The following is an 18,868-nucleotide window of genomic DNA, read 5'->3' as shown; positions in this document are numbered from 1 at the left end:
TTCCTGCAGCTGGTTACGGCCGTTTAGCTAGACGGTTCCTGCTGTCCCTTGAAGCCCTGCGCGACGACATACCATTCGCTCGAATCCTTGCGGCTGGCGGGAGGCTTGGCGTGCTTGACGGTCGTGAAGGCGCGCTTGAGTTCGGCCACCAGCGCGTTGTCGGCGCCGCCGGCGAGTACCTTGGCGACGAACGCGCCGCCCGGCCGCAGCACCTCGCGCGCGAACTCGAGCCCGGCTTCGACCAGGCCCATGGTGCGCAAATGGTCGGTCTGCGGGTGACCGACGGTGTTCGCGGCCATGTCCGAAAGGACGAGGTCGGCGGGGCCGCCGAGCGCTTCCTGGAGCCGCTGGGGAGCGGTTTCGTCCATGAAGTCCATGTGGAGGATGGCGACCCCGTCGATGGGGTCGGTTGGCAGGAAGTCGATGCCCACGATTCTCGCCTGCGGGACCTTCCGCCGCACGACCTGGCTCCAGCCGCCCGGCGCGATGCCGAGATCGACCACCGCCGTGGCGCCCTTCAGCAGGCCGAACCGTTCGTCGAGCTCGAGCAATTTGTACGCGGCGCGGCTGCGGTAATTCTCAGCCCTGGCGCGCTTGACGTAGGGATCGTTGAGCTGCCGTTCGAGCCACCGGGTGGAGGAAACTTTGCGGCCCTTTGCAGTCTTCAGCCGCTTCACAACTGCCAGCCGTCGCGCGCCATCAGCGAACGCAATATGCCTTCGCGGATGCCGCGGTCGGCGACGCCGAGGTTCTTTGCCGGCCAGATCTCCATGATCGCTTCGAGGATCGCGCAGCCGGCGACCACGAGGTCGGCGCGCTCATTGCCGATGCAGGGAAGCGCAGAGCGTTCGTCATAGTCCATGCCGGCGATCATCGCGCTGATGTGCTGCATCGCGCCAATCGGCACGTGCAGCCCGTCGACCGCGCGGCGGTCGTAGGATGGTAGCGCGAGGTGGACGCTGGCGAGGGTCGTCACGGTGCCGCTGGTGCCGAGCAGCCGGATGCCCTCCCGCTTCTCGGGCAGCATGGTCGTGAAATTGGCGAAGGCGCGCCGGGCCCGCTCGCGCATGCGCTCATAGGCTTTCACCCGGTCGGGCCCTTCAAGCGCCTCCTTGCCCTCGCTTTCGGTGAGCGAGACGACGCCCCACGGCGCGCTCCACCACGCGCGGATCCGCGGCGTGCCCTCTTCCTGGTCGACGAGCACGAGCTCGGTCGAGCCTCCGCCAATGTCGAAGATCAGCGCCGGCCCGTCGCCGGGTTCGAGCAGCTTGTGGCAGCCGAGGACGGCAAGGCGTGCCTCCTCGTGCGGCTCGATGATGTCGAGCGCGATGCCCGTCTCGCCGCGGACCCGGTCGGCGAACTCGACCCCGTTCTTGGCCCGGCGGCAGGCCTCGGTCGCGACCGAGCGCGATAGGGAGACGTTCCGCCGGCGCAATTTGTCCGCACAAATGCCCAAAGCGGCGACGGCGCGGTCCATCGCATCCTGCGAGAGCTCACCGGTCCGCGAGAGGCCCTCGCCGAGGCGGACGATGCGCGAGAAAGCGTCGATCACGGTGAAGCCGCCCTCGTTCGGGCGAGCGATCAGCAGGCGGCAATTGTTGGTGCCGAGATCGATCGCGCCATAGGTGTGGCGGTGGTGTTCCCGCCGCGGCGAAGACCCCTGATCCGACGGCCCGCTCTGCTCGCGATACCCGTGCTGCAGAGCGGGCGCACTGGCGGCTCCCTGAGCCATGCAAACGCCCGTTCCTGTCCTGCACCGCCCATGATGAGCGGCTGACTTGGCTGGCGTTTAATCACAAATTGATGCGGTTGGGCAAGGGACCGGGTCTCAAGGCGAGGCAGCGTTGACACGCCACAGGCCGCTTTCTATCCCGCCGCATCCAGCTGCCCCGTCGTCTAATGGTAAGACTACGGACTCTGACTCCGTCAATCGAGGTTCGAATCCTCGCGGGGCATCCAGTTCAATCTGAGGGTGCGGAAAGGGTCCGCTCGACCGCATTGCACCAGCCGCCGATGAGGCGCGCGCGGCGCTCCGCCGGCATCGTCGGTTCGAAACGGTCGCCCCGCTTCCACGTCCGCTCCAGCGCGGGAAGATCGCCCCACACACCCGTTGCCAATCCGGCGAGAAAGGCGGCGCCAAGCGCGGTCGTCTCCAGGTTCTGCGGGCGTTCCACGGGCACTTCGAGAATGTCGGCGAGGAACTGGCCGAGCCAGGCGTTGGCAGCCATTCCGCCGTCGATCCGCAGCGCACCCGTGGGCAGTTCGCAGTCCCTTGCCACGGCTTCGACAAGGTCGAGCGTCTGGTAGGCGACGGCCTCCAGCGCCGCGCGGGCGAGGTGAGCGCCGGTGGCGTCGAGCGTGAGGCCGAAGATGGTGGCGCGCGCGTCCGGGTCCCAGTGCGGCGCGCCTAGGCCGACGAACGCCGGGACCATATAGACGCCGTGGCTGTCGGGAACGCGCGTCGCCATGCTGTCGGTCTCCGCGGCGTCGGCGATCACGCCGAGCCCGTCGCGCAGCCATTGGATCGCAGCGCCGGCAACGAAGATCGACCCTTCGAGCGCGTAGGTCGTATTGCCGTCCAGGCGATAGGCGGGCGTGGTCAGGAGCCGATGTTGCGACATGACCGGCTCGGTGCCGGTATTGACCAGCATGAAGCAGCCGGTGCCGTAGGTCGACTTGATCATGCCCGGCTCGAAGCAGGCCTGGCCGAACAAAGCGGCCTGCTGGTCGCCGGCCATGCCCGCGATCGGCAGCTCGGCGTCCAGCAACCCCGAAGCTGTGGTGCCGAACAATCGGCTGTTGTCATGGACGTCGGGAAGCAGCAGCTCCGGCACGCGGAACAGCCGGCACAGCTCGCCGTCCCAGCACTGGCGGCGGACGTCGAACAGCGAAGTGCGGCTGGCGTTGGTCGCATCGGTCGCGTGGATTGCGCCGCCGGTCAGCCGCCACAGCAGGAAACAGTCGATCGTCCCGCAGGCGAGCTCGCCGCGCTCGGCGCGATCGCGCGCGCCAGACACATGGTCGAGGATCCAGGCGATCTTGGTCGCCGAGAAATAGGGGTCGAGCAGCAGTCCGGTGCTCGCGCGAACCTGGCCTTCCGCCCCCTCGCCCTTCAGCCGCGCGCAGTCATCGGCGGTGCGGCGGTCTTGCCAGACGATCGCCCGGTGGATCGGCTCGCCAGTTGCGCGGTCCCAGACAATGATTGTTTCGCGCTGGTTGGTGATGCCGATCGCCGCCACCCGGCGCGCATCGGTCGAACCAAGCACCTCGCGGGTGACGGCAAGCACCGCCTGCCAGATTTCCTCAGGATCGTGCTCGACCCACCCGCGCGCGGGATAATGCTGCCTGAGCGGCCGCTGCGCGACCGCGACAGCACGCGCATCGACATCGAACAGGATGGCGCGCGTCGAGGTCGTCCCCTGATCGATCGCCAGGACATGATCGGCGCGCCCCACGGCCGGACCATAGGGTCAGGCACTTGCCCACGGAAGAGCGGCCGCGGTCAGGAACTCGGCGGCTTAGGAGCCCCGGCTCACCGCGCCGCCGCCGTGGATGGCCATACTGACCTGGGGATTGCCCCAGTAGCGGATGTGCCCGCCGCCGTTCACCGCCGCAGCCAGGGTTGCACGCGGCCGGACGAGCACCTCGCCGCCGCCATTCACCGCCGCCGACACGCTGGCGGCTTCGACCGAGCGGGCGTCGACGCGACCGCCGCCGTTTACCGCGGCCGCAAGATGTGCTTGCGGCGCAAAGCCCGCCGCGGTGGTGATGAGCCCACCCCCGCTGATGGCGAGATCAGGGACTCGCGGCGATTGGATGACTAGGCGCAGCCGGTACATCGGCGGGCAGCGTTCATCGCAGGTGTCGATGCGAAGCTTGCCGTTGCCGTCCACGCGCATATGCGTAAATCGGCTGCTGCCCTCGGCGATCGTGACCCTCTCGGCCGGGCCGGGCACTACCGTGACGACGCCGCCGCCGCGCAACTCGATCGAGCGGAATTGCGGCACGGGCACCACTTCCGCGGCCAGCGCCGGGGCGGTAACGGCGAAAGCGGCAGCGAATAGGGACAAGATGGCGCGCATGACAAACATCCTTTGTTGAGTCCGCTACATATGTAGCGCTACAATTCCGGCGCGTCCAGCCCGCTTGTCGCGGCCTCGCGCAAGCTGCATCCTGCAACGCATGACCCGGCCGCTTACGATCATCGGGAGCTTCGTCAGCCCCTATGTCCGCAAGGTGCTCGCGTGCATCAACCTCAAGGGCCTGGCCTACGAGGTCGATCCGATCACGCCCTTCTTCGGCAACGGCGAGTTCGAACGCCTGAGCCCGCTGCGGCGCATCCCGGTGCTGATCGACGGCGATGTCTCAGTCAGCGATTCCACTGTGATCTGCGAATATCTCGACGAGGCCTATCCCGGGCACCCATTGCTGCCGGCAGATCCGAAGGACCGCGCTCGTGCGCGCTGGCTCGAGGAATATGCCGACACGCGGCTCGGCGACCTGTTCATCTGGGGACTGTTTTACCAAAAGATCGTCCATCCTCTGGTGTGGGGCGAGCCGGGCGACCAGGCGCGGATCGACAAGACGCTGCACGAGGACGCGCCTGCCGCACTCGACTATCTGGAGGGCGAGCTGCCGCCCGACGGCTTCCTGTTCGGCGACATCGGCCTTGCCGACATCGCCATCGCCAGCTTCTTCCGCAATGCGGCTTATGCGGGCTTCGAGCCGGACGCCGCGCGCTGGCCGCGGACCGCGGGTTTCGTCGAGCGGACCCTCGACCACCCGTGCATCGACGATCTGCTGCGGTTCGAGGACGTCCAGCGCAATGCGGCGATCAAGGGCCGGCGCCAGGCGCTGCTCGACGCCGGCGCGCCGCTTTCGGCCGAGAGCTGGGGCGAGCGCGAGCCCCGCAAGGGCTACATGCGGCTTTAATGGTGGTGGCTGGAGATCCAATGCTCGAGCCGCGTCCTCAGCGACGGCTTTGACGGAATGAAGCCGGGCTCGGGCGCGGCCGGCGGCTCGGCCGGCTCGTAGAGCGTCAAATTGTCGGGCATCTTGGGCCGCAACGCCTCGCGGCCGCGCAGCAGGTCCTCGGCGGCGGCCAGCGAGCGGTGGACGTCCTCGGCGGTGAACGGCTTCATCAGGCAGCCGATGGCGAGGTCGGGCATTGGAAAGCGCGGCGCCTTGCCGCTGACGAGCAGGCACGGAATGCCGAGATCGTTGAGCCGCACCGCGACCGGGAAGCCGGTCGAGCCGCGCGCGAGATGCAGGTCGAGCAGGACGAGGTCGGGCTCATGCGCTTCGGCGGCGGCGATCGCGCTGTCCGAATCCTCGGCAATGGCGATCACCCGGTAGCGCGGATTGTCCTCGACGAGATATTTGAGCGTGACCGCCAGCTGGCTGTCATCTTCGACGACGAGGATCTTGAGCACCGGCGCGGTCTCCCCACAACTAAACGGAAATTCCCCCCGGAAAATCCGTGACTTGATCGTCGCACGGGAGCGATTCACCTGCGTATCCCTCGTGAACGAGGTTATCGCCGAGGCGGGGTGCGGTTGCGGCGGGATGAAAAAGGCGCCCCGGACGCTGCCGCCCGGGACGCCTTTACCCCTCCAGATTAATCAAACTAGGCGCGGTAGAAGATGTGCGCGCCGATCTTCTCGACCATGCTCAGCCGGTGGCCCCACGACGGAGCGACATAGGTCGCGTGATACCACAGGACGTCGGGATCGATGCTCGGCACGATGTTCGCGGCGGCGAGCTCGGCGATGGCTTCCGCCTTGCGCCACGCATCGGAATCGGTTTGCGCCTGCGGAAACTCGCCGTGACGGACGAACGAGAATTGCGCCGGCTGCTTGACCACGCTGCACCAGTCCGGCGGATAGCGGCCCGAGGCGGCGCGGTTCATCACCACGCGAGCGACGGCCATCTGGCCCTCGACGCTCTCGCCGCGGGCTTCGAAATAGACCGCGGTCGCAAGGCAGGCGGTCTGCCCGTCGAGCGCCGCGTTGGTCGCATATTTGTCGACCAGGGCGTAGAGCGGCCAGCCGCTCTTGTAGAGCCACGCCGCCTCGGTCGCCATCGACGTCGGAAGCCTGGCCGTGACCGACTGCGCCGGCTGAACCTGGAAGGTCGCGACCGCCGGCGTCGCCAGCGACGCCGCCGTGCTGACCGCAGCCTGCGCGTTCGCGCTGGAACTGATCGCCAGCATCAACAGGCCGACGATCGCGGACGCAGCGCGCCCGCCAATAAGCTTTACCACTATGTTTTTGCCCTTACCCTAGGCGGAGGAACGGCCGCTGGAGGCGCGTAAAGCGCACTTGAAACCCAGCGGGGAAGTTCGTCCGTCTTGCCCTGGAACCCGGCGTCTAACGCGCCCTGGGCTCCGTGCTCTCAATCGCTACAGACCAGATAAGGGACCGCGGCGGCGACTCCAAGCGAGAGTCGGTGAACCGCCCGCGACTCGGGATGGAATTCGGAACCCTTTCAAATCGTTCAGTTTTCTCGAGTTTTCCACAGCCTTACCGAACCGCTCATCGCCGCTTTCACTCGGCTCACCGGCGCGCTAACGAGCGGGTCCCGAAAGGAGACATTTGCGTGGCCCACTGGCTGATGAAATCGGAGCCGGAAAGCTACGGTTGGGCCGACCTGGTGCGCGACGGCGGCACCGAATGGGACGGCGTGCGCAACAATGCCGCGCGGCTGCACTTGAAGGCGATGAAGCCGGGCGACGAGGCGTTCCTCTACCACAGCATGTCCGACAAGGCGGTGGTCGGGATCATGCGCGTCACCCGCGGCGCCGAGCCCGATCCCAAGGCGCCGGACTGGGTCAGGGTGCGGGTTGAGCCGGTCGAGCCCCTGCCCCGCCCAGTGACCCTGGCCGAGATCAAGGCCGAGCCGAAGCTCGGACAAATGGAGCTCATCCGCCAGTCGCGGCTGTCGGTCGCGCCGGTGCGGGACGAAGAGTGGGCGCTCATCGTGGAAATGGCCGGCCGATAGCGCCGCCGCACAAGCGCGCGGCCCGCCACTGCACATAGGTTTGCGAATTCATCTTCGGCACGGCTTCGAGGAACGCGACGACATCCCACAGCTGGCTGTCGGTCAACGCGTTCCGCCACGCCGGCATGCCGGTCATCTTGATGCCGTTCCTGGCGATCCAGAACAGCTCGCGCGGCCGCCACCTGCGCGCCGCATCGACCAGATAGGGCGGCGCCGGCTCGACCCCGCTCACCCATTGCTGCCGCGCGACGGCGGCCGCGCCGTGGCAGGCGACGCAATGCGTTTCGTAAAGGCAGAAGCCCGCGGCGACCTGCGCGGCGCTGGCGTGTCCCGGCGCTTCGATGCCTTTGGCGTGGCTGCGGACCGAGTGGATCATCGTTTCGTGGGTGAGCCACTCGGTGAACTTGGTGTGGGGCCGCGACGCCGCGACATCGTAGATCCCCGACTTGACGAAGGCGAAAGTGCCCAGCGGCACGACGACCGCGAGCGCGACGACCGCTCCGATCAGCAGATGATGCAGCTTCGAGAGGCGCACGGCGCCCTAACGCCGCGAGCGGCGAATGTTCCCAATGTTCACGGTCGTGGAGACGGTTGGGCCTGCGCGCCCATGCTGGAAGTTGGCAAAGTTGACACCTCAACGCGGGCGTAGGCGCGCGCGTACGCGAGGGGAAAGTCACAAACGCAGCGTCCGATGACCTGCGCGCGAGGGTGGCTGCGCGGTGGGTGTAGGATTTGTGCCGAGGGGAAGGCGGCGCTTTTGACGATGCGGCGCGGCGGGCGGGTGTGACCTTCCTCTACGGGACCGGGGTTGCGGGTGGCGGAAGGGCGGACTCGGCTGCGGCGGCATGCAGAGCTCTGAAGGCGGAGGATGTGTGGGGCACATCCGAGCACTGGAAGCATGAATGGGGTGCTGTAGGAAAATGGTTTCTTAATGCTCGCAACGAAGTCTCAGGTGGCCGCGATCAGGGCGTCAGTGTCACCGGCTGACAGGGCATCCATTTGATGCAGGATGAGGTCGCGAGTGAGATAACGGTCAAACTGGGCCTCGTCGTGGCGGCGGACGATCGGGAAGGTCGAGAGGATGTAGTCCGCATTCTCCTTTCCGATGCCATAGAGGTGAAAGTAGAGCGCATCGAGGCGGGCCCGGCGCTAGCGCCGGTCGACCTCGTCCCAGGCGAAAGGCGGCAGGACCTCGCCCTTGGCATCGACATGGCCCATGTCGCGCGCGAACGGCGCGATGTCATGCGCGGTGTAGGTCAGGCGCAACACCTCGCGTGCGACGATCTCACGGGCGGTGAGCTTGCCAAAGCGGCGCTCGTAAGAAGCAGGCGAAAGGACAGGGAGCTGCTCGACGATGAACAAGTTCAGCGTCTGGCCCTGCACCTTCTGACGAGTGGCGTAGTCGAATACGATCGAATTGAAATTTGCGACGAGGGCGCAGGCGGCCTCCGCGTATTTAGGCATGCCGCAGAAGATCGGTACCTTGTTTCCAAAGGCCACAGCAGGGAGGAGCGCCGAGATAAATGTGCGAACGTTTGTGGGTGCGGTGATTTCCTTGAACCCGAGTGCGTATCCGGGGAGATTCAAGGCTGGCAGGTTCTCCGCTTTGACAAAGAACTGCGGTGTCGGCACCCACGTCGGATCGCCGTGTTCCTGATCTGAAGCAGGCTGCGGCTGAGCGGGTCGGTGCAAGTTATCAGGGTTTATGACGATGTTCGCCGCGCGATGATCGAACGCCTGGATCATCTTGCCTTCGTACAAAGGCACGGCTTCTGCCTTGCCTTTGCGCCACCGCCCGATTTCGACTGGATACCAGCCATCCGCTTCCAGCTCGTCCGCCGTGTGGAACAGGCCGCTGTCGTTAGTCATGTCGAACATGCGCAAGTAGCGGACGCGCCAGGGGCGCGTGGCCTCGGGCAGACGGTGATCGACAAGCACCGGCACCCGTTCGTAGATTGCGGTGACAAGATCGGCGTCGCGCGGGCTGCGGAATATGGGCGCCGTGCCGCTGTTAGGATTAACGGACGCGAAGTCGTCCGGACTTAGAGGGAAGGTCTGTGCGGCCAGTTTCTCGTCATCCGTGGACGTAAGGAAGAAGCCGCATTCGGCCGCATTGAACGACCGAGTCTCGCCGCCGAAGCACAGGACGCTAAATTTAAATGAGCGGTGCACGTCAGGAAAATAGATGCCTCGATTTTCGTAATCGAGGAGAGAGCCGAGCCTTCCGGTGGTGCTGATGGAGCGGAAAAAGGCGCTGGCATTGAGATCGCCAGAGATGCCGCTCGGCACCAGCAAGCCGACCAGCCCATTCGGTTTCACTAGGCGCGCCGCCCGCTCGACGAATAGCGAATAGAGATTAACGTCGCCGCCGCCGAGCAACGGATACTGCCCGCCCCGCGCCGGTGGCAGTCCGGCCATACGCGCCGCCATTCCCGCGAACCGGCTGGCGCGATCGTAGTCGTCGGCAAGCGGATCGTTCGCGTCCTTTAACTCCTCGACCATCCGCTTGCGGTCGGCGGCGCGGGTGGCGTAGGCGATTTCCGGCTTGCGTGCCGCAAACCATTCGACCTCTTGCATCTTGAGCCGGTCCCACGGCGGATTGCCAATCACGGCGTCGAACCCCCCAGGCGAGGTTCGGCTCGCCCAGTCGCGCCACACACCGGGGAAGGCGACCTGCCAGTGTAGGAAATTGCTGTCCTGCGCGACTGCAATAGCTTCGGCGATCTGCGCCCTCGCTGGATCGGGATCGCCAATCCGCCCGTAGCACTGGTCGATTGCCGCGCCGGGTTCGCCGAACTCACCTTCCAGCAGCGCCTCGAGCGCCATACTGCGCCGGCGCAGCTTGGCCGCTTGCGCGTCCTTGGCAGCCGAAGCCTTCGGATCGGAAAGCGCCAGCCGGTCTGCTTCCTTGCGCAGCTGCTTTGCGTCCTTTCGTGCCTTTTCGGTTGATTGGCCGATCCAGCGGAATCCCTGCAAGACGTTCAAAAGTTGGCGAAGCTCGGCGGTATCGGACTTCATCGAATCATAGGTTTCCGCCGACCGGTTGACCTCGGCGATGTCTGCATCAGTTAACTCTTCGATCTGCTGCATCTCGCCGATCGCAAGCTCGGCAGTCTGGACGGCCTGACTTTTGAATAGGCCGACCTCGGCGAAGCGATCGAGCGCGGGACGCACCCATTCACCGAACAGACTGTCGCCGATCCGCAGATGGTGGTCCAGGAAAGAGAGAGGTGCGCCGACGGTGAAGGTGTGCAGCCATAGGCTGAGCTTCGCCAACTCGACCGCCATCGGATTCTTATCGACGCCGTGGACGACCCGCTTGAGGATGATCCGCCGGACCAGCTGGCGGTCGACCAGCTGCTCGGAGTGTACAGCCCAACCGTGCTCCTTCGCCTCAGCTTCGATGCGGTCGCGGATCGAAGATAGTCGCTCAAGCAGCGGTGATTCGTAATCGCACCATTCAGCCATGAAGGCCGCTTCTTCGGTGGCCTTCATCACCTCGTCTGCGAGGTAATCAACCAAGCTGACGAGGAAGTGGCCGGAACCCATGGCGGGATCGCAAATCTTGAGGTCGAGGAACGCGTTTGCCGGATCGACCACGCGCAGCTCGCGCCGGCGTTCATCAATTGGCCGGCGGTCGGCTCGAAGGCGTTCCGATGTCTGTTCGAAGGCCGCGCGCCGTTCCTGCAAGAGTGGTCCGACAGCTCGCCGAAGAACAAGACCAACCAGCTCTTCGGGCGTGTAGTAGCTGCCGCTGGTCTTTCGGGCGAATGCCTGCGGTCGCGCGACGATGCGTCCATCTTCTTCGACGAGGTCAAATTCGAGCAACCGCTCGTAAACGGAACCGAGATGCTGGACGTTGAGATCGCGGTAGTTGATCAGGCGGGGTGAGGCGCCGGTACGCTCACGCGATAGCGGGTCCAGAAGCAGAGCGAAATCGCGGTCGGGGATCAGCGCGCGTTCAAGCAGCGGCGAGCGCACTCGCTTGAACAGCCCTCCGTTGTATGGCGGCAGCCGAAGCCCCTCGTCGCCGTTGTCGATCCGCTGCCACATCCGGCGCAGATCTCCGTCATGCTCGGGGAAGCTACTAAGTCCGCTGCCGCTGTCGAGCGCTTGGGCGATCTGCTCGCGCATTGCTCTCAAGCCGCCGTGCCAGCGGCGCGTAGGAATCAGGTCGCGGTCCTCGGCGTAGAGGACGAACAGCAAACGATAGAGCCAGGTTAGCGCCGCTTCGCGAACCTCAGCGAGATAGCCCGTGCCGATCTCTTCCGGCCGCTCCGGATCGGCGGCTGCAAGCGCGTTAGCGAGACCAGGGAAGACGGGATCGAACACCGTGTCGGCGAGCTGGTCGGTAACGCGGGCTTCGAAACTGCGGCTGTCGGCGATCGCCTGTTCAAGCCGGGTTCGGCCAGACGGTGCGGCCTGAAACGCATCGCGGCCGAGCAGCCACAGAAAAAGGCGCAGCAGGTGATCGGCGCGCGCTGGGTCCGAACCGGTGCGCTCTTCGGCAGGAACGAGCAATCCGAGCGCCTCGAATAGGTCGATCTCGACGAACGCTTCTAGCCGAGAAGTACGACCCTTCTGATCGTAGAGACGCCAGAGCCGGCCGTTGGTCAGTATTCCGAAGCGGATTGCCCCGTTTGACTCGACTTCGACTCGCCCAAGATAACGCAGCAACTGGGTGGACGGCGTGCCTTCGCGCCCATTTGGCTTGTCGAGCGCAAGCTCCCACGCCTTGGCTTCGAGAATGGAGGCGCCGAACTTATATTTTTCGTTCGATGGCAGAGGCGCGACGCTGGCTTTCGCTGTCGCACTCGCAAAAAGCAGGTAATCCGGGACGTCGCTGCGGCCCTTCTTCGCTGCGGTCTGCTGGGGCAAAAAATCGGTCCAGCCGAGCAGGCGCAGGACCGGCTCAATTAAATCGCGCTCGGTTTCCGCCTCGTTAGGCGAGCGGCGGCCCTGGAAATCGCCGACCAGGCTCGCGAGTTCGGCTCGCAAAGCCGCAACGGTGGCATCGTCGATTGCAAGCCAGCTAGCACTCTGCTGGACACCTTCGCTCAAAAAATATTCGGTAAATAAACCGCCCGAAGGCACAACACTCTCCCGCCCGAGCATCAGCACCTTGGCGAGCAATCTCCGTATTGGGAAGCCATCACGGGAGTAAATCCCGTGACGTCGATCCACTCAGCCCAGCGGCTGGTGGTCGGCCGACATTCGCGCGCTCTTCGACATAAGCTCACGTTTGCTATGCAAACGCTCCCTTATGCTCGGGCGCTCCTGAGCTAAGCCGCCTCGCTCTGCCGCGAAGCCCGCTTCCTTTCATGAGGATCCAAAAACCGCTTCCTGATCCGCACCGCCTTGGGCGTGACCTCGACCAGCTCGTCGTCCTGGATGTAGGCGATCGCCTGCTCGAGGCTCATGCGTCTCGGCGGGGTCAGGCGGATGCCTTCGTCCTTGGGGCCGGACGCGCGGAAGTTGGTCAGCTGCTTGGACTTCAGGGGGTTGACCTCGAGGTCCTGGGTCTTGGCGTTCTCGCCAACGACCATGCCTTCGTAGAGCATCTCGCCGGGCGAGACGAACAGCACGCCACGGTCTTCGAGCATGTTCAGGGCGTAGGCGACCGCGGGGCCCTGCTCCATCGAGATGAGGACGCCGTTCTGGCGGCCCTGGATCGCGCCCTTGTACGGGCCGTAGCGCTCGAACAGGCGGTTCATGATGCCGGTGCCGCGCGTGTCGGACAGGAACTCGCCGTGGTAGCCGATGAGGCCGCGGCTCGGCGCGCTGAAGGTCAGCCGGGTCTTGCCGCCGCCCGACGGGCGCATGTCGGTCATCTCCGCCTTGCGCAGCGCCATCTTGTCGATGACCGTGCCGGAGAATTCGTCGTCGACGTCGACGACCACGGTTTCGTAGGGCTCCTCGCGGCCGCTCGGGCCGTCGCGGAAGAGCACGCGGGGGCGGCTGATGCCGAGCTCGAAGCCTTCGCGGCGCAGGGTCTCGATGAGCACGCCGAGCTGGAGCTCGCCGCGGCCGGCGACCTCGAAGCTGTCGTTGTCGGCGGCAGTGGTGACGCGGATCGCGACATTGCCCTCGGCCTCGCGCTCGAGCCGCTCGCGGATGACCCGGCTCTGGACCTTGTCGCCGTCGCGGCCGGCGAAGGGGCTGTCGTTGACCGAGAAGCTCATCGCCAGGGTCGGCGGGTCGATCGGCCGCGCATGCAGCGGCGCCTGCACCGACGGGTCGGCGAAGGTGTTGGAGACGGTCGCCTTGATCAGGCCGGCGATGGCGACGATCTCGCCCGCCTCGGCGCTGTCGACGGGCACGCGCTCGAGGCCGCGGAAGGCGAAGACCTTGGTCGCGCGGCCTTCCTCGACGACATTGCCGTTCACGTCCAAGGCCTTGATCGGCATGTTGGTGGTGAGCCTGCCGCTCTCGATGCGGCCGGTGAGGATACGGCCGAGGAACGGGTCGCGGTCGAGCAAAGTGGCGAGCATGCGGAACGGGCCGGCGTCGACCCGCGGCGGCGGCACATGGCTGACGATGGTTTCGAACAAGGGCGTCAGGTCGCCCGAACGCACGTCGTCGGTGGTCCCGGCATAACCCGCGCGGCCGGACGCGTAGAGCGTCGGGAAGTCGAGCTGCTCGTCGCTGGCGTCGAGGTTGAGGAATAATTCGAAGATCTCGTCGAGGACTTCGGCCGGGCGGGCGTCAGGGCGGTCGATCTTGTTGACGACGACGATCGGCCTAAGGCCGAGCGCCAGCGCCTTGCCGGTGACGAACTTGGTCTGCGGCATCGGCCCTTCGGCGGCATCGACCAGCAGGATCACCCCGTCGACCATCGACAGGATGCGCTCGACCTCGGCGCCGAAGTCGGCGTGGCCGGGCGTGTCGACGATGTTGATGTGGGTCGCGGATTTCGCGCCCGCCGGGGCCCATTCGACGCTCGTGCACTTGGCGAGGATGGTGATCCCGCGCTCCTTCTCGAGGTCGTTCGAATCCATCGCCCGCTCCTCGACCCGCTGGTTGTCGCGGAACGTGCCCGACTGGCGGAAGAGCTGGTCGACAAGGGTCGTCTTGCCGTGATCGACGTGGGCGATGATCGCCACGTTGCGGAGGTTCATGATTCAGTTTTTCCGGAAAGATTGTGGCGCTCACATAGTGAAAAGCGGTCAATGTTGCAATGCAGCATGGCAACGCCTTCCATCCTTCACGCGTTTAACACCCAGTCGCAAATCGAGGAGATGGACCATGCCCCGCGGTGCGTACACCGGCAAACAGGATCGCAAGGCCGAGCATATCGAGAAAAGCTACGAGAAGCGCGGAGTTTCCAAGAAGGAAGCGGAAAGCCGCGCCTGGGCCACGGTCAACAAGCAGGACAAGGGCGGCAAAAACGACGGGTCGGGCCGCTCGCGCAGCCGCAGCGCGGCCGCCAAGAAGGGCTGGGAAACCCGCCGCCGCCGCAAAGGCTAGCCTTAGAAATCAGCGTTCGAGGATTTCGATCGCGCGTTCGAGCGCGCGCAGCTCGCTGTGCGCGAGGCGCTCGAGCTTTTTCCTGAGCTGCAGCCCGCCGGCGATGCGCGCCGACATCTGTTCGCGGCCGGCCTCGGTCAGGCGCAGCGCCAAGCGCCGGCGATTGTTCGCGTCCTGCGTGCGCTCGACCCAGCCGGCGCGGACCAGCGCATCGACCGAGCGGCTGACCGCGGGCGCACCGCGCCCGATCGTCTTCGCAACGTCGTTGAGAGTCGCCGGCTCCTGACCGGCGATCGCCGCCAACAGCTTGCGCCGGGCGCGGTCGGTGCGCTCGCCAGGCCCTTCGGTGACCCATGCGTGGACCACCGCGGTGAACCGCGCGGCAATGGCTTCGGGTGACGATCCCCCAATCATGCTTGTAGCCTAACAAATGTTTGAAAAAGTGCAATATTGTTGTTTGTAGTGGATTGCGCCGGTCGGCGGTTGCTTGCAATGGCGCTGGATGGCCACGCGCCCTCCCCTGCCGCGCAACGTCTGGGTGCTCGGCTTCGTCAGCCTGTTCATGGACCTGTCGAGCGAGATCTATCACGCGCTGCTCCCGGCGTTCATCACCATGGTCCTCGGCCTGCCCGCCACCGCGCTGGGCGCGATCGACGGGGTCGCCGAAGCCACGGCCAACCTCGCCAAGCTTTTCTCGGGCCGGCTTTCCGACCGCAGCCTCAAGCGCAAGCCGTGGGTCCTGACCGGCTACGGGCTTGCGGCACTGTCCAAGCCGTTGTTCCCGCTGGCGGCGAGCGCGCCGGCGGTGATGGCGGCGCGCCTGGCCGACCGGATCGGCAAGGGCATTCGCGGCAGCCCACGCGACGCGATGATCGCCGACGAGACGCCGCCCGAGATCCGCGGCCGCGCATTCGGCCTCAGGCAGGCACTGGATACTGCGGGAGCGCTGCTTGCGCCGCTGGCGGCCATCGCGCTCATGTGGTGGCTGGCGAGCGACATCCGCGCGGTGTTCTGGATCGCGGTGATCCCGGCCGGCATCTCGTTCCTGCTCGCCTGGCTGGCGCTCCGCGAGCCCGAGCAGCACCTCGCGCCGCTCAAGAAATCGCCGTTCTTCGCCGGTTTTCGAAACCTCGATAAAAACACCAAGCGGCTGCTCCAGGTCGGTTTCCTGTTCACGCTCGCGCGCTTCTCTGAAGGGTTCCTGATCCTCAAGGGGATCGACATCGGGCTCAGCGAAGCCATGTCGCCATTGACGCTGGCAATCTTCAACCTCGCTTATGTCGCGCTCGCCTACCCGGCCGGCGCGCTCAGCGACCGGATGAGCCCGCGCAATATCCTGATGGTCGGCATGGTCGTGCTGATCGCCGGCAACCTCGTGCTGGCCGAAACCGCCGGTTTTGCCGGGCTGGTTATCGGCACGGCCCTTTGGGGCGCGCACATGGCGCTGACGCAGGGCATCTTCGCGCGGATGATCGCCGACAGCGCGCCCGAGCCGCTGCGCGCGACGAGCTTCGGCGCTTTCTGGTTCGTGACCGGCATCGCAGGGCTTCTCGCGAGCGTCGGCGCCGGATGGCTGTGGGACCGGGAGGGCAGCAGCGCGACGTTCATCACCAGCGCCGCCGTCGCCGCGGCCGCGCTCGCGATGCTCAGCCTGCTTGGCGACGAGCGCCCTGCCCGATGACCACCGGCTCGTCGGCGGGGCTCTTGAACGGCGGCATCCGCCCAGACGCGCGATTCCTGTCGAAGAACTGGTGCTTCAGCGCCGCCGCGGCATGAAGCGCGATCAGGGCGATGAGCAGCCAGGCCGCCGCCGAATGGACGGCCGCGGCAAGCTCGCCCAGTTCCTTCGAAATGCCCGGTAGCTTGGGAATGGCAATTCCGCCGAGCAAAGTGATCGTCGGTCGCGGCGTTAGACCGGATACGGCGACGAACCCGCCGATCGGCATCGCGATCAGCAGCAGATAGAACAAGCGATGATTCCAGGTGCCCGCGACCCGCTCCCAGCGGGGAAGCTCGGGCGGATAGGGTGGCGGCGGGTTCAGCAGGCGATAGGTCAGCCGAGCGAGGACCAGCAAAAGGATGACCGCGCCGACTGTCCGGTGCCAGATAAACAGGTTTGCGCGCTGCGGTCCCTCGGCCAGGTCGGCGAAGCTGAGGCCGAGCCAGATCTGGAACAAGACCAGCGCCACGGCCAGCCAGTGAAAGGTGACGGCGACGTTCGAATAGCGAAGCAGCGGTTTTTGCTCGCGGGCCTCGATCGCGCGGTCTGCCATGACTTCGTCTCCGGTTGAGTCCGGAAAACGATAGAGCGGCTCAAAGGTTCGAACGCTGCCTAGCGGGTGAAGCGCTCGCCCTTCCCGGCCTTGTCGAGCAGCAGCTGTGAGAAGCTGAAGTCGGGCTTCATCCGCTGTTCCTGGCGCTTCAGGCCGTCGACGATCTTGTCGAGGCCTTCGGTATCGCCCCAGAACATCGGGCCGCCGCGATAGACCGGCCAGCCGTAGCCGTAGACCCAGACGACATCGATATCGGACGCGCGCTGGGCGATTCCTTCCTCGAGGATCTTCGCGCCCTCGTTGACCATAGAGTAGAGCGTGCGCTCGACGATCTCCTGGTCGCTGATCTCGCGCCGCTCGACGCCCTGTTTCGCGGCGAAATCCTCGATGATCTTCTGGACCACCGGCGACGGGCTGGGGCGGCGCTTGTCGTCATAATCGTAGAAGCCGGCGCCCTTCTTCTGCCCCCAGCGGTCAATCGCGCACAATGCGTCGCGGATGTTTTCGATGCGGTTGGGGTCGCGGTGCCAGCCGATGTCGACGCCGGCGAGGTCGGCCATCTGGAACGGCCCCATCGGCATCCCGAACTCGACATGGACGCGGTCGACCTGTTCGGGCGACGCGCCTTCGAGCAGCAGCTTGGTCGCCTCGATTTGGCGCGGCATCAGCATGCGGTTGCCGATGAAACCGTGACAGACGCCCGCGACCACCGGCACCTTGCGGATCTTCTTGCCGAGCTGCATCGCGGTCAGAAGCACGTCGGGCGCGGTCTTGTCGCCGCGCACAACCTCGAGCAGCTTCATGACGTTGGCGGGTGAGAAGAAGTGCATGCCCACGGCGTCGCCGGGCCGCGAGATGCTGGCCGCGATCTCATTGATGTCGAGGTAGGACGTATTGGAGGCGAGGATCGCGCCCGGTTTGGCAATCTTGTCGAGCCGCCCGAACACCTCCTTCTTGACGTCCATGTCCTCGTAGACCGCCTCGATGATGAGGTCGCAGTCGGCGAGCGCGTTGAAGTCCAGCGTCGGAGAAAGCAGCCCGATCGCCTTGTCCACCTGCTCGGTGGTCAGCCGCCCCTTGGCCGCGCTCGCCTCGTAGTTCTTGCGCATCAGCCCCGTGCCCCGGTCGAGCGCCTCCTGCCCCATCTCGACGATGGTCACCGGAATGCCGGCCGACAGGAAGTTCATCGAGATGCCGCCGCCCATGGTCCCGGCGCCGATCACGCCGACCCTGTTGATCGGCCGCGGCTCGGTGTTCTCGGGCAGCCCCTCGATCTTGTTGGCCTTGCGCTCGGCGAAGAAGAAATATTGCTGCGCCTTGGCCTGCGTGCCGCTCATCAGCTCCATGAACAGCTTGCGCTCTTCGATCGCGCCCTCGCTGTAGGGTTTCTCGCAGGCGACCTTGACCGCCTTGATGTTCGCTTCTGGCGCTTCGAAGCCGCGGAACTTTCGCCCGTTCTCCTTGCGGAATTCGTCGAACACCGCGGGATCGCACTCGGTGAGCTTGTCCTGGCGCTCGCTGCTCCGGGGCAGCGGCCGGATATCGCGCACCTCCTCGGCATAGCCGACCGCGTGCGGGATCAATTCACCCTCGACCAGCCGGTCGACCAGCCCGCAGGCAAAACCTTCCTTCGCGCCGATCGGATTGCCGGTCGCGCACATCTCGAGCGCCTTCTTGACGCCGGCAACGCGTGGCAGCCGCTGAGTCCCGCCCGCGCCGGGCAGCAGGCCAAGCTTGACCTCGGGCGTGCCGAGCTTCGCCGACGGCACCGCGACGCGGTAGTGGCAGGCCAGCGCGACCTCGAGCCCGCCGCCGAGCGCGGTGCCGTGAATCGCGGCGACGACCGGCTTGGCGCACGCCTCGATGCGGTCCACGACCTGCGGCAGCCACGGCATGACCGGCGGCTTGCCGAATTCGGTGATGTCGGCGCCGGCAAAGAAGGTCTGGCCCTCGCATGCGATGACCACCGCCTTCACGCTGTCGTCGGCTTCGGCCTGCTCGATCGCGTCGACCAGGCCCTGCCGCACCGCCGCGCCTAGCGCATTCACCGGGGGGTTGTTCGACAGGACGATCAGCACGTCGCCATGTTTGCGGGTCGAAATCGGACTGGTCGTCGGCTTGTCCATCAG

General features: G+C 65.8%; 16 protein-coding genes and 1 tRNA gene. 5 read left to right on the top strand and 12 right to left on the bottom strand.

What is annotated here, in order from left to right:
• Positions 1-23: 23 nt before the first annotated feature.
• Positions 24-686, bottom strand: coding sequence for an RlmE family RNA methyltransferase (locus ACJ8FR_RS02895; protein WP_407827120.1), 663 nt, complete (start codon positions 684-686; stop codon positions 24-26).
• The gene (locus tag ACJ8FR_RS02890) at positions 674-1,732 is read right to left on the bottom strand and encodes a Ppx/GppA phosphatase family protein (RefSeq protein WP_407827103.1); all 1,059 of its coding nucleotides are present in this window, start codon (positions 1,730-1,732) and stop codon (positions 674-676) included. The genes ACJ8FR_RS02895 and ACJ8FR_RS02890 overlap by 13 nt, the downstream gene beginning before the upstream one ends.
• A gap of 153 nt (positions 1,733-1,885) precedes the next feature.
• Here ACJ8FR_RS02890 and ACJ8FR_RS02885 point away from each other — a divergent pair.
• A tRNA-Gln gene (locus ACJ8FR_RS02885) sits at positions 1,886-1,959 on the top strand.
• 2 nt (positions 1,960-1,961) lie between these two features.
• Here ACJ8FR_RS02885 and glpK read toward each other — a convergent pair.
• Entirely contained in the window at positions 1,962-3,455 is a 1,494-nt protein-coding gene (gene glpK, locus ACJ8FR_RS02880) for a glycerol kinase GlpK (protein WP_407827102.1), read from the bottom strand.
• 63 nt (positions 3,456-3,518) lie between these two features.
• Positions 3,519-4,082, bottom strand: coding sequence for a GIN domain-containing protein (locus tag ACJ8FR_RS02875; protein WP_407827101.1), 564 nt, complete (start codon positions 4,080-4,082; stop codon positions 3,519-3,521).
• Between the two features lie 100 nt (positions 4,083-4,182).
• Here ACJ8FR_RS02875 and ACJ8FR_RS02870 point away from each other — a divergent pair, with 100 nt between their 5' ends.
• Positions 4,183-4,932 (top strand): glutathione S-transferase family protein, encoded by a 750-nt coding sequence (locus tag ACJ8FR_RS02870; protein ID WP_407827100.1) that lies wholly within the window; start codon positions 4,183-4,185, stop codon positions 4,930-4,932.
• Here the strand turns inward: ACJ8FR_RS02870 and ACJ8FR_RS02865 are convergent.
• Both ACJ8FR_RS02865 and ACJ8FR_RS02860 read right to left on the bottom strand, forming a co-directional pair.
• The gene (locus ACJ8FR_RS02865; protein ID WP_407827099.1) at positions 4,929-5,432 is read right to left on the bottom strand and encodes a response regulator; all 504 of its coding nucleotides are present in this window, start codon (positions 5,430-5,432) and stop codon (positions 4,929-4,931) included. The genes ACJ8FR_RS02870 and ACJ8FR_RS02865 overlap by 4 nt on opposite strands.
• A 194-nt stretch (positions 5,433-5,626) precedes the next feature.
• On the bottom strand, positions 5,627-6,262 hold the full coding sequence (locus ACJ8FR_RS02860; protein WP_407827098.1) for a cell wall hydrolase: 636 nt from the start codon (positions 6,260-6,262) through the stop codon (positions 5,627-5,629).
• Between the two features lie 335 nt (positions 6,263-6,597).
• Between ACJ8FR_RS02860 and ACJ8FR_RS02855 the strand changes: the two genes are divergently transcribed.
• Positions 6,598-6,999, top strand: a complete 402-nt coding sequence (locus ACJ8FR_RS02855) for an EVE domain-containing protein (protein WP_407827097.1) — start codon at positions 6,598-6,600, stop codon at positions 6,997-6,999.
• Here the strand turns inward: ACJ8FR_RS02855 and ACJ8FR_RS02850 are convergent.
• The 3 genes from ACJ8FR_RS02850 to typA form a co-directional block, all read right to left on the bottom strand.
• Positions 6,974-7,534, bottom strand: coding sequence for a c-type cytochrome (locus tag ACJ8FR_RS02850; RefSeq protein ID WP_407827096.1), 561 nt, complete (start codon positions 7,532-7,534; stop codon positions 6,974-6,976). The two genes, ACJ8FR_RS02855 and ACJ8FR_RS02850, sit on opposite strands and share 26 nt — an antisense overlap.
• A gap of 614 nt (positions 7,535-8,148) precedes the next feature.
• A complete protein-coding gene (locus tag ACJ8FR_RS02845) occupies positions 8,149-12,132 on the bottom strand; it encodes an Eco57I restriction-modification methylase domain-containing protein (protein WP_407827095.1) in 3,984 nt (1,327 codons plus the stop codon).
• A 149-nt stretch (positions 12,133-12,281) separates the two neighbouring features.
• The gene (gene typA, locus ACJ8FR_RS02840) at positions 12,282-14,117 is read right to left on the bottom strand and encodes a translational GTPase TypA (protein WP_407827094.1); all 1,836 of its coding nucleotides are present in this window, start codon (positions 14,115-14,117) and stop codon (positions 12,282-12,284) included.
• A gap of 127 nt (positions 14,118-14,244) precedes the next feature.
• Here typA and ACJ8FR_RS02835 point away from each other — a divergent pair, with 127 nt between their 5' ends.
• On the top strand, positions 14,245-14,466 hold the full coding sequence (locus ACJ8FR_RS02835) for a plasmid stabilization protein (RefSeq protein WP_407827093.1): 222 nt from the start codon (positions 14,245-14,247) through the stop codon (positions 14,464-14,466).
• 9 nt (positions 14,467-14,475) lie between these two features.
• On the opposite strand, the gene ACJ8FR_RS02830 is transcribed toward ACJ8FR_RS02835, so the two are convergent.
• Positions 14,476-14,880 carry a MarR family winged helix-turn-helix transcriptional regulator gene (locus tag ACJ8FR_RS02830; RefSeq protein WP_407827092.1) on the bottom strand — a complete coding sequence of 135 codons (405 nt, stop codon included), beginning with the start codon at positions 14,878-14,880 and terminating at the stop codon, positions 14,476-14,478.
• Positions 14,881-14,968: 88 nt separating this feature from the next.
• On the opposite strand from ACJ8FR_RS02830, the gene ACJ8FR_RS02825 reads away from it, so the two are divergent.
• Positions 14,969-16,147, top strand: coding sequence for an MFS transporter (locus ACJ8FR_RS02825; protein ID WP_407827091.1), 1,179 nt, complete (start codon positions 14,969-14,971; stop codon positions 16,145-16,147).
• On the opposite strand, the gene ACJ8FR_RS02820 is transcribed toward ACJ8FR_RS02825, so the two are convergent.
• Positions 16,113-16,739 (bottom strand): cytochrome b, encoded by a 627-nt coding sequence (locus tag ACJ8FR_RS02820; RefSeq protein WP_407827090.1) that lies wholly within the window; start codon positions 16,737-16,739, stop codon positions 16,113-16,115. The genes ACJ8FR_RS02825 and ACJ8FR_RS02820 overlap by 35 nt on opposite strands.
• Positions 16,740-16,798: 59 nt before the next feature.
• Positions 16,799-18,865 (bottom strand): 3-hydroxyacyl-CoA dehydrogenase NAD-binding domain-containing protein, encoded by a 2,067-nt coding sequence (locus tag ACJ8FR_RS02815; protein WP_407827119.1) that lies wholly within the window; start codon positions 18,863-18,865, stop codon positions 16,799-16,801.
• Positions 18,866-18,868: the final 3 nt, after the last annotated feature.

The sequence above is a fragment of the Sphingomonas sp. genome (assembly GCF_045810705.1).
GTDB lineage: Bacteria > Pseudomonadota > Alphaproteobacteria > Sphingomonadales > Sphingomonadaceae > Sphingomicrobium.
The sequence above is the reverse complement of the archived record's forward strand: the minus strand, read 5'-3'. Positions and strand labels throughout refer to the sequence as shown.

Excerpts from the sequence above, each read along its gene's own strand:
- ACJ8FR_RS02830 (WP_407827092.1), bottom strand. The coding sequence starts at position 14,880 with ATGATTGGGGGATCGTCACCCGAAGCCATTGCCGCGCGGTTCACCGCG.
- ACJ8FR_RS02890 (WP_407827103.1), bottom strand. The coding sequence starts at position 1,732 with ATGGCTCAGGGAGCCGCCAGTGCGCCCGCTCTGCAGCACGGGTATCGC.
- ACJ8FR_RS02870 (WP_407827100.1), top strand. The coding sequence starts at position 4,183 with ATGACCCGGCCGCTTACGATCATCGGGAGCTTCGTCAGCCCCTATGTC.
- ACJ8FR_RS02875 (WP_407827101.1), bottom strand. The coding sequence starts at position 4,082 with ATGCGCGCCATCTTGTCCCTATTCGCTGCCGCTTTCGCCGTTACCGCC.
- typA (WP_407827094.1), bottom strand. The coding sequence starts at position 14,117 with ATGAACCTCCGCAACGTGGCGATCATCGCCCACGTCGATCACGGCAAG.
- ACJ8FR_RS02835 (WP_407827093.1), top strand. The coding sequence starts at position 14,245 with ATGCCCCGCGGTGCGTACACCGGCAAACAGGATCGCAAGGCCGAGCAT.
- ACJ8FR_RS02820 (WP_407827090.1), bottom strand. The coding sequence starts at position 16,739 with ATGGCAGACCGCGCGATCGAGGCCCGCGAGCAAAAACCGCTGCTTCGC.
- ACJ8FR_RS02815 (WP_407827119.1), bottom strand. The coding sequence starts at position 18,865 with ATGGACAAGCCGACGACCAGTCCGATTTCGACCCGCAAACATGGCGAC.
- ACJ8FR_RS02825 (WP_407827091.1), top strand. The coding sequence starts at position 14,969 with ATGGCCACGCGCCCTCCCCTGCCGCGCAACGTCTGGGTGCTCGGCTTC.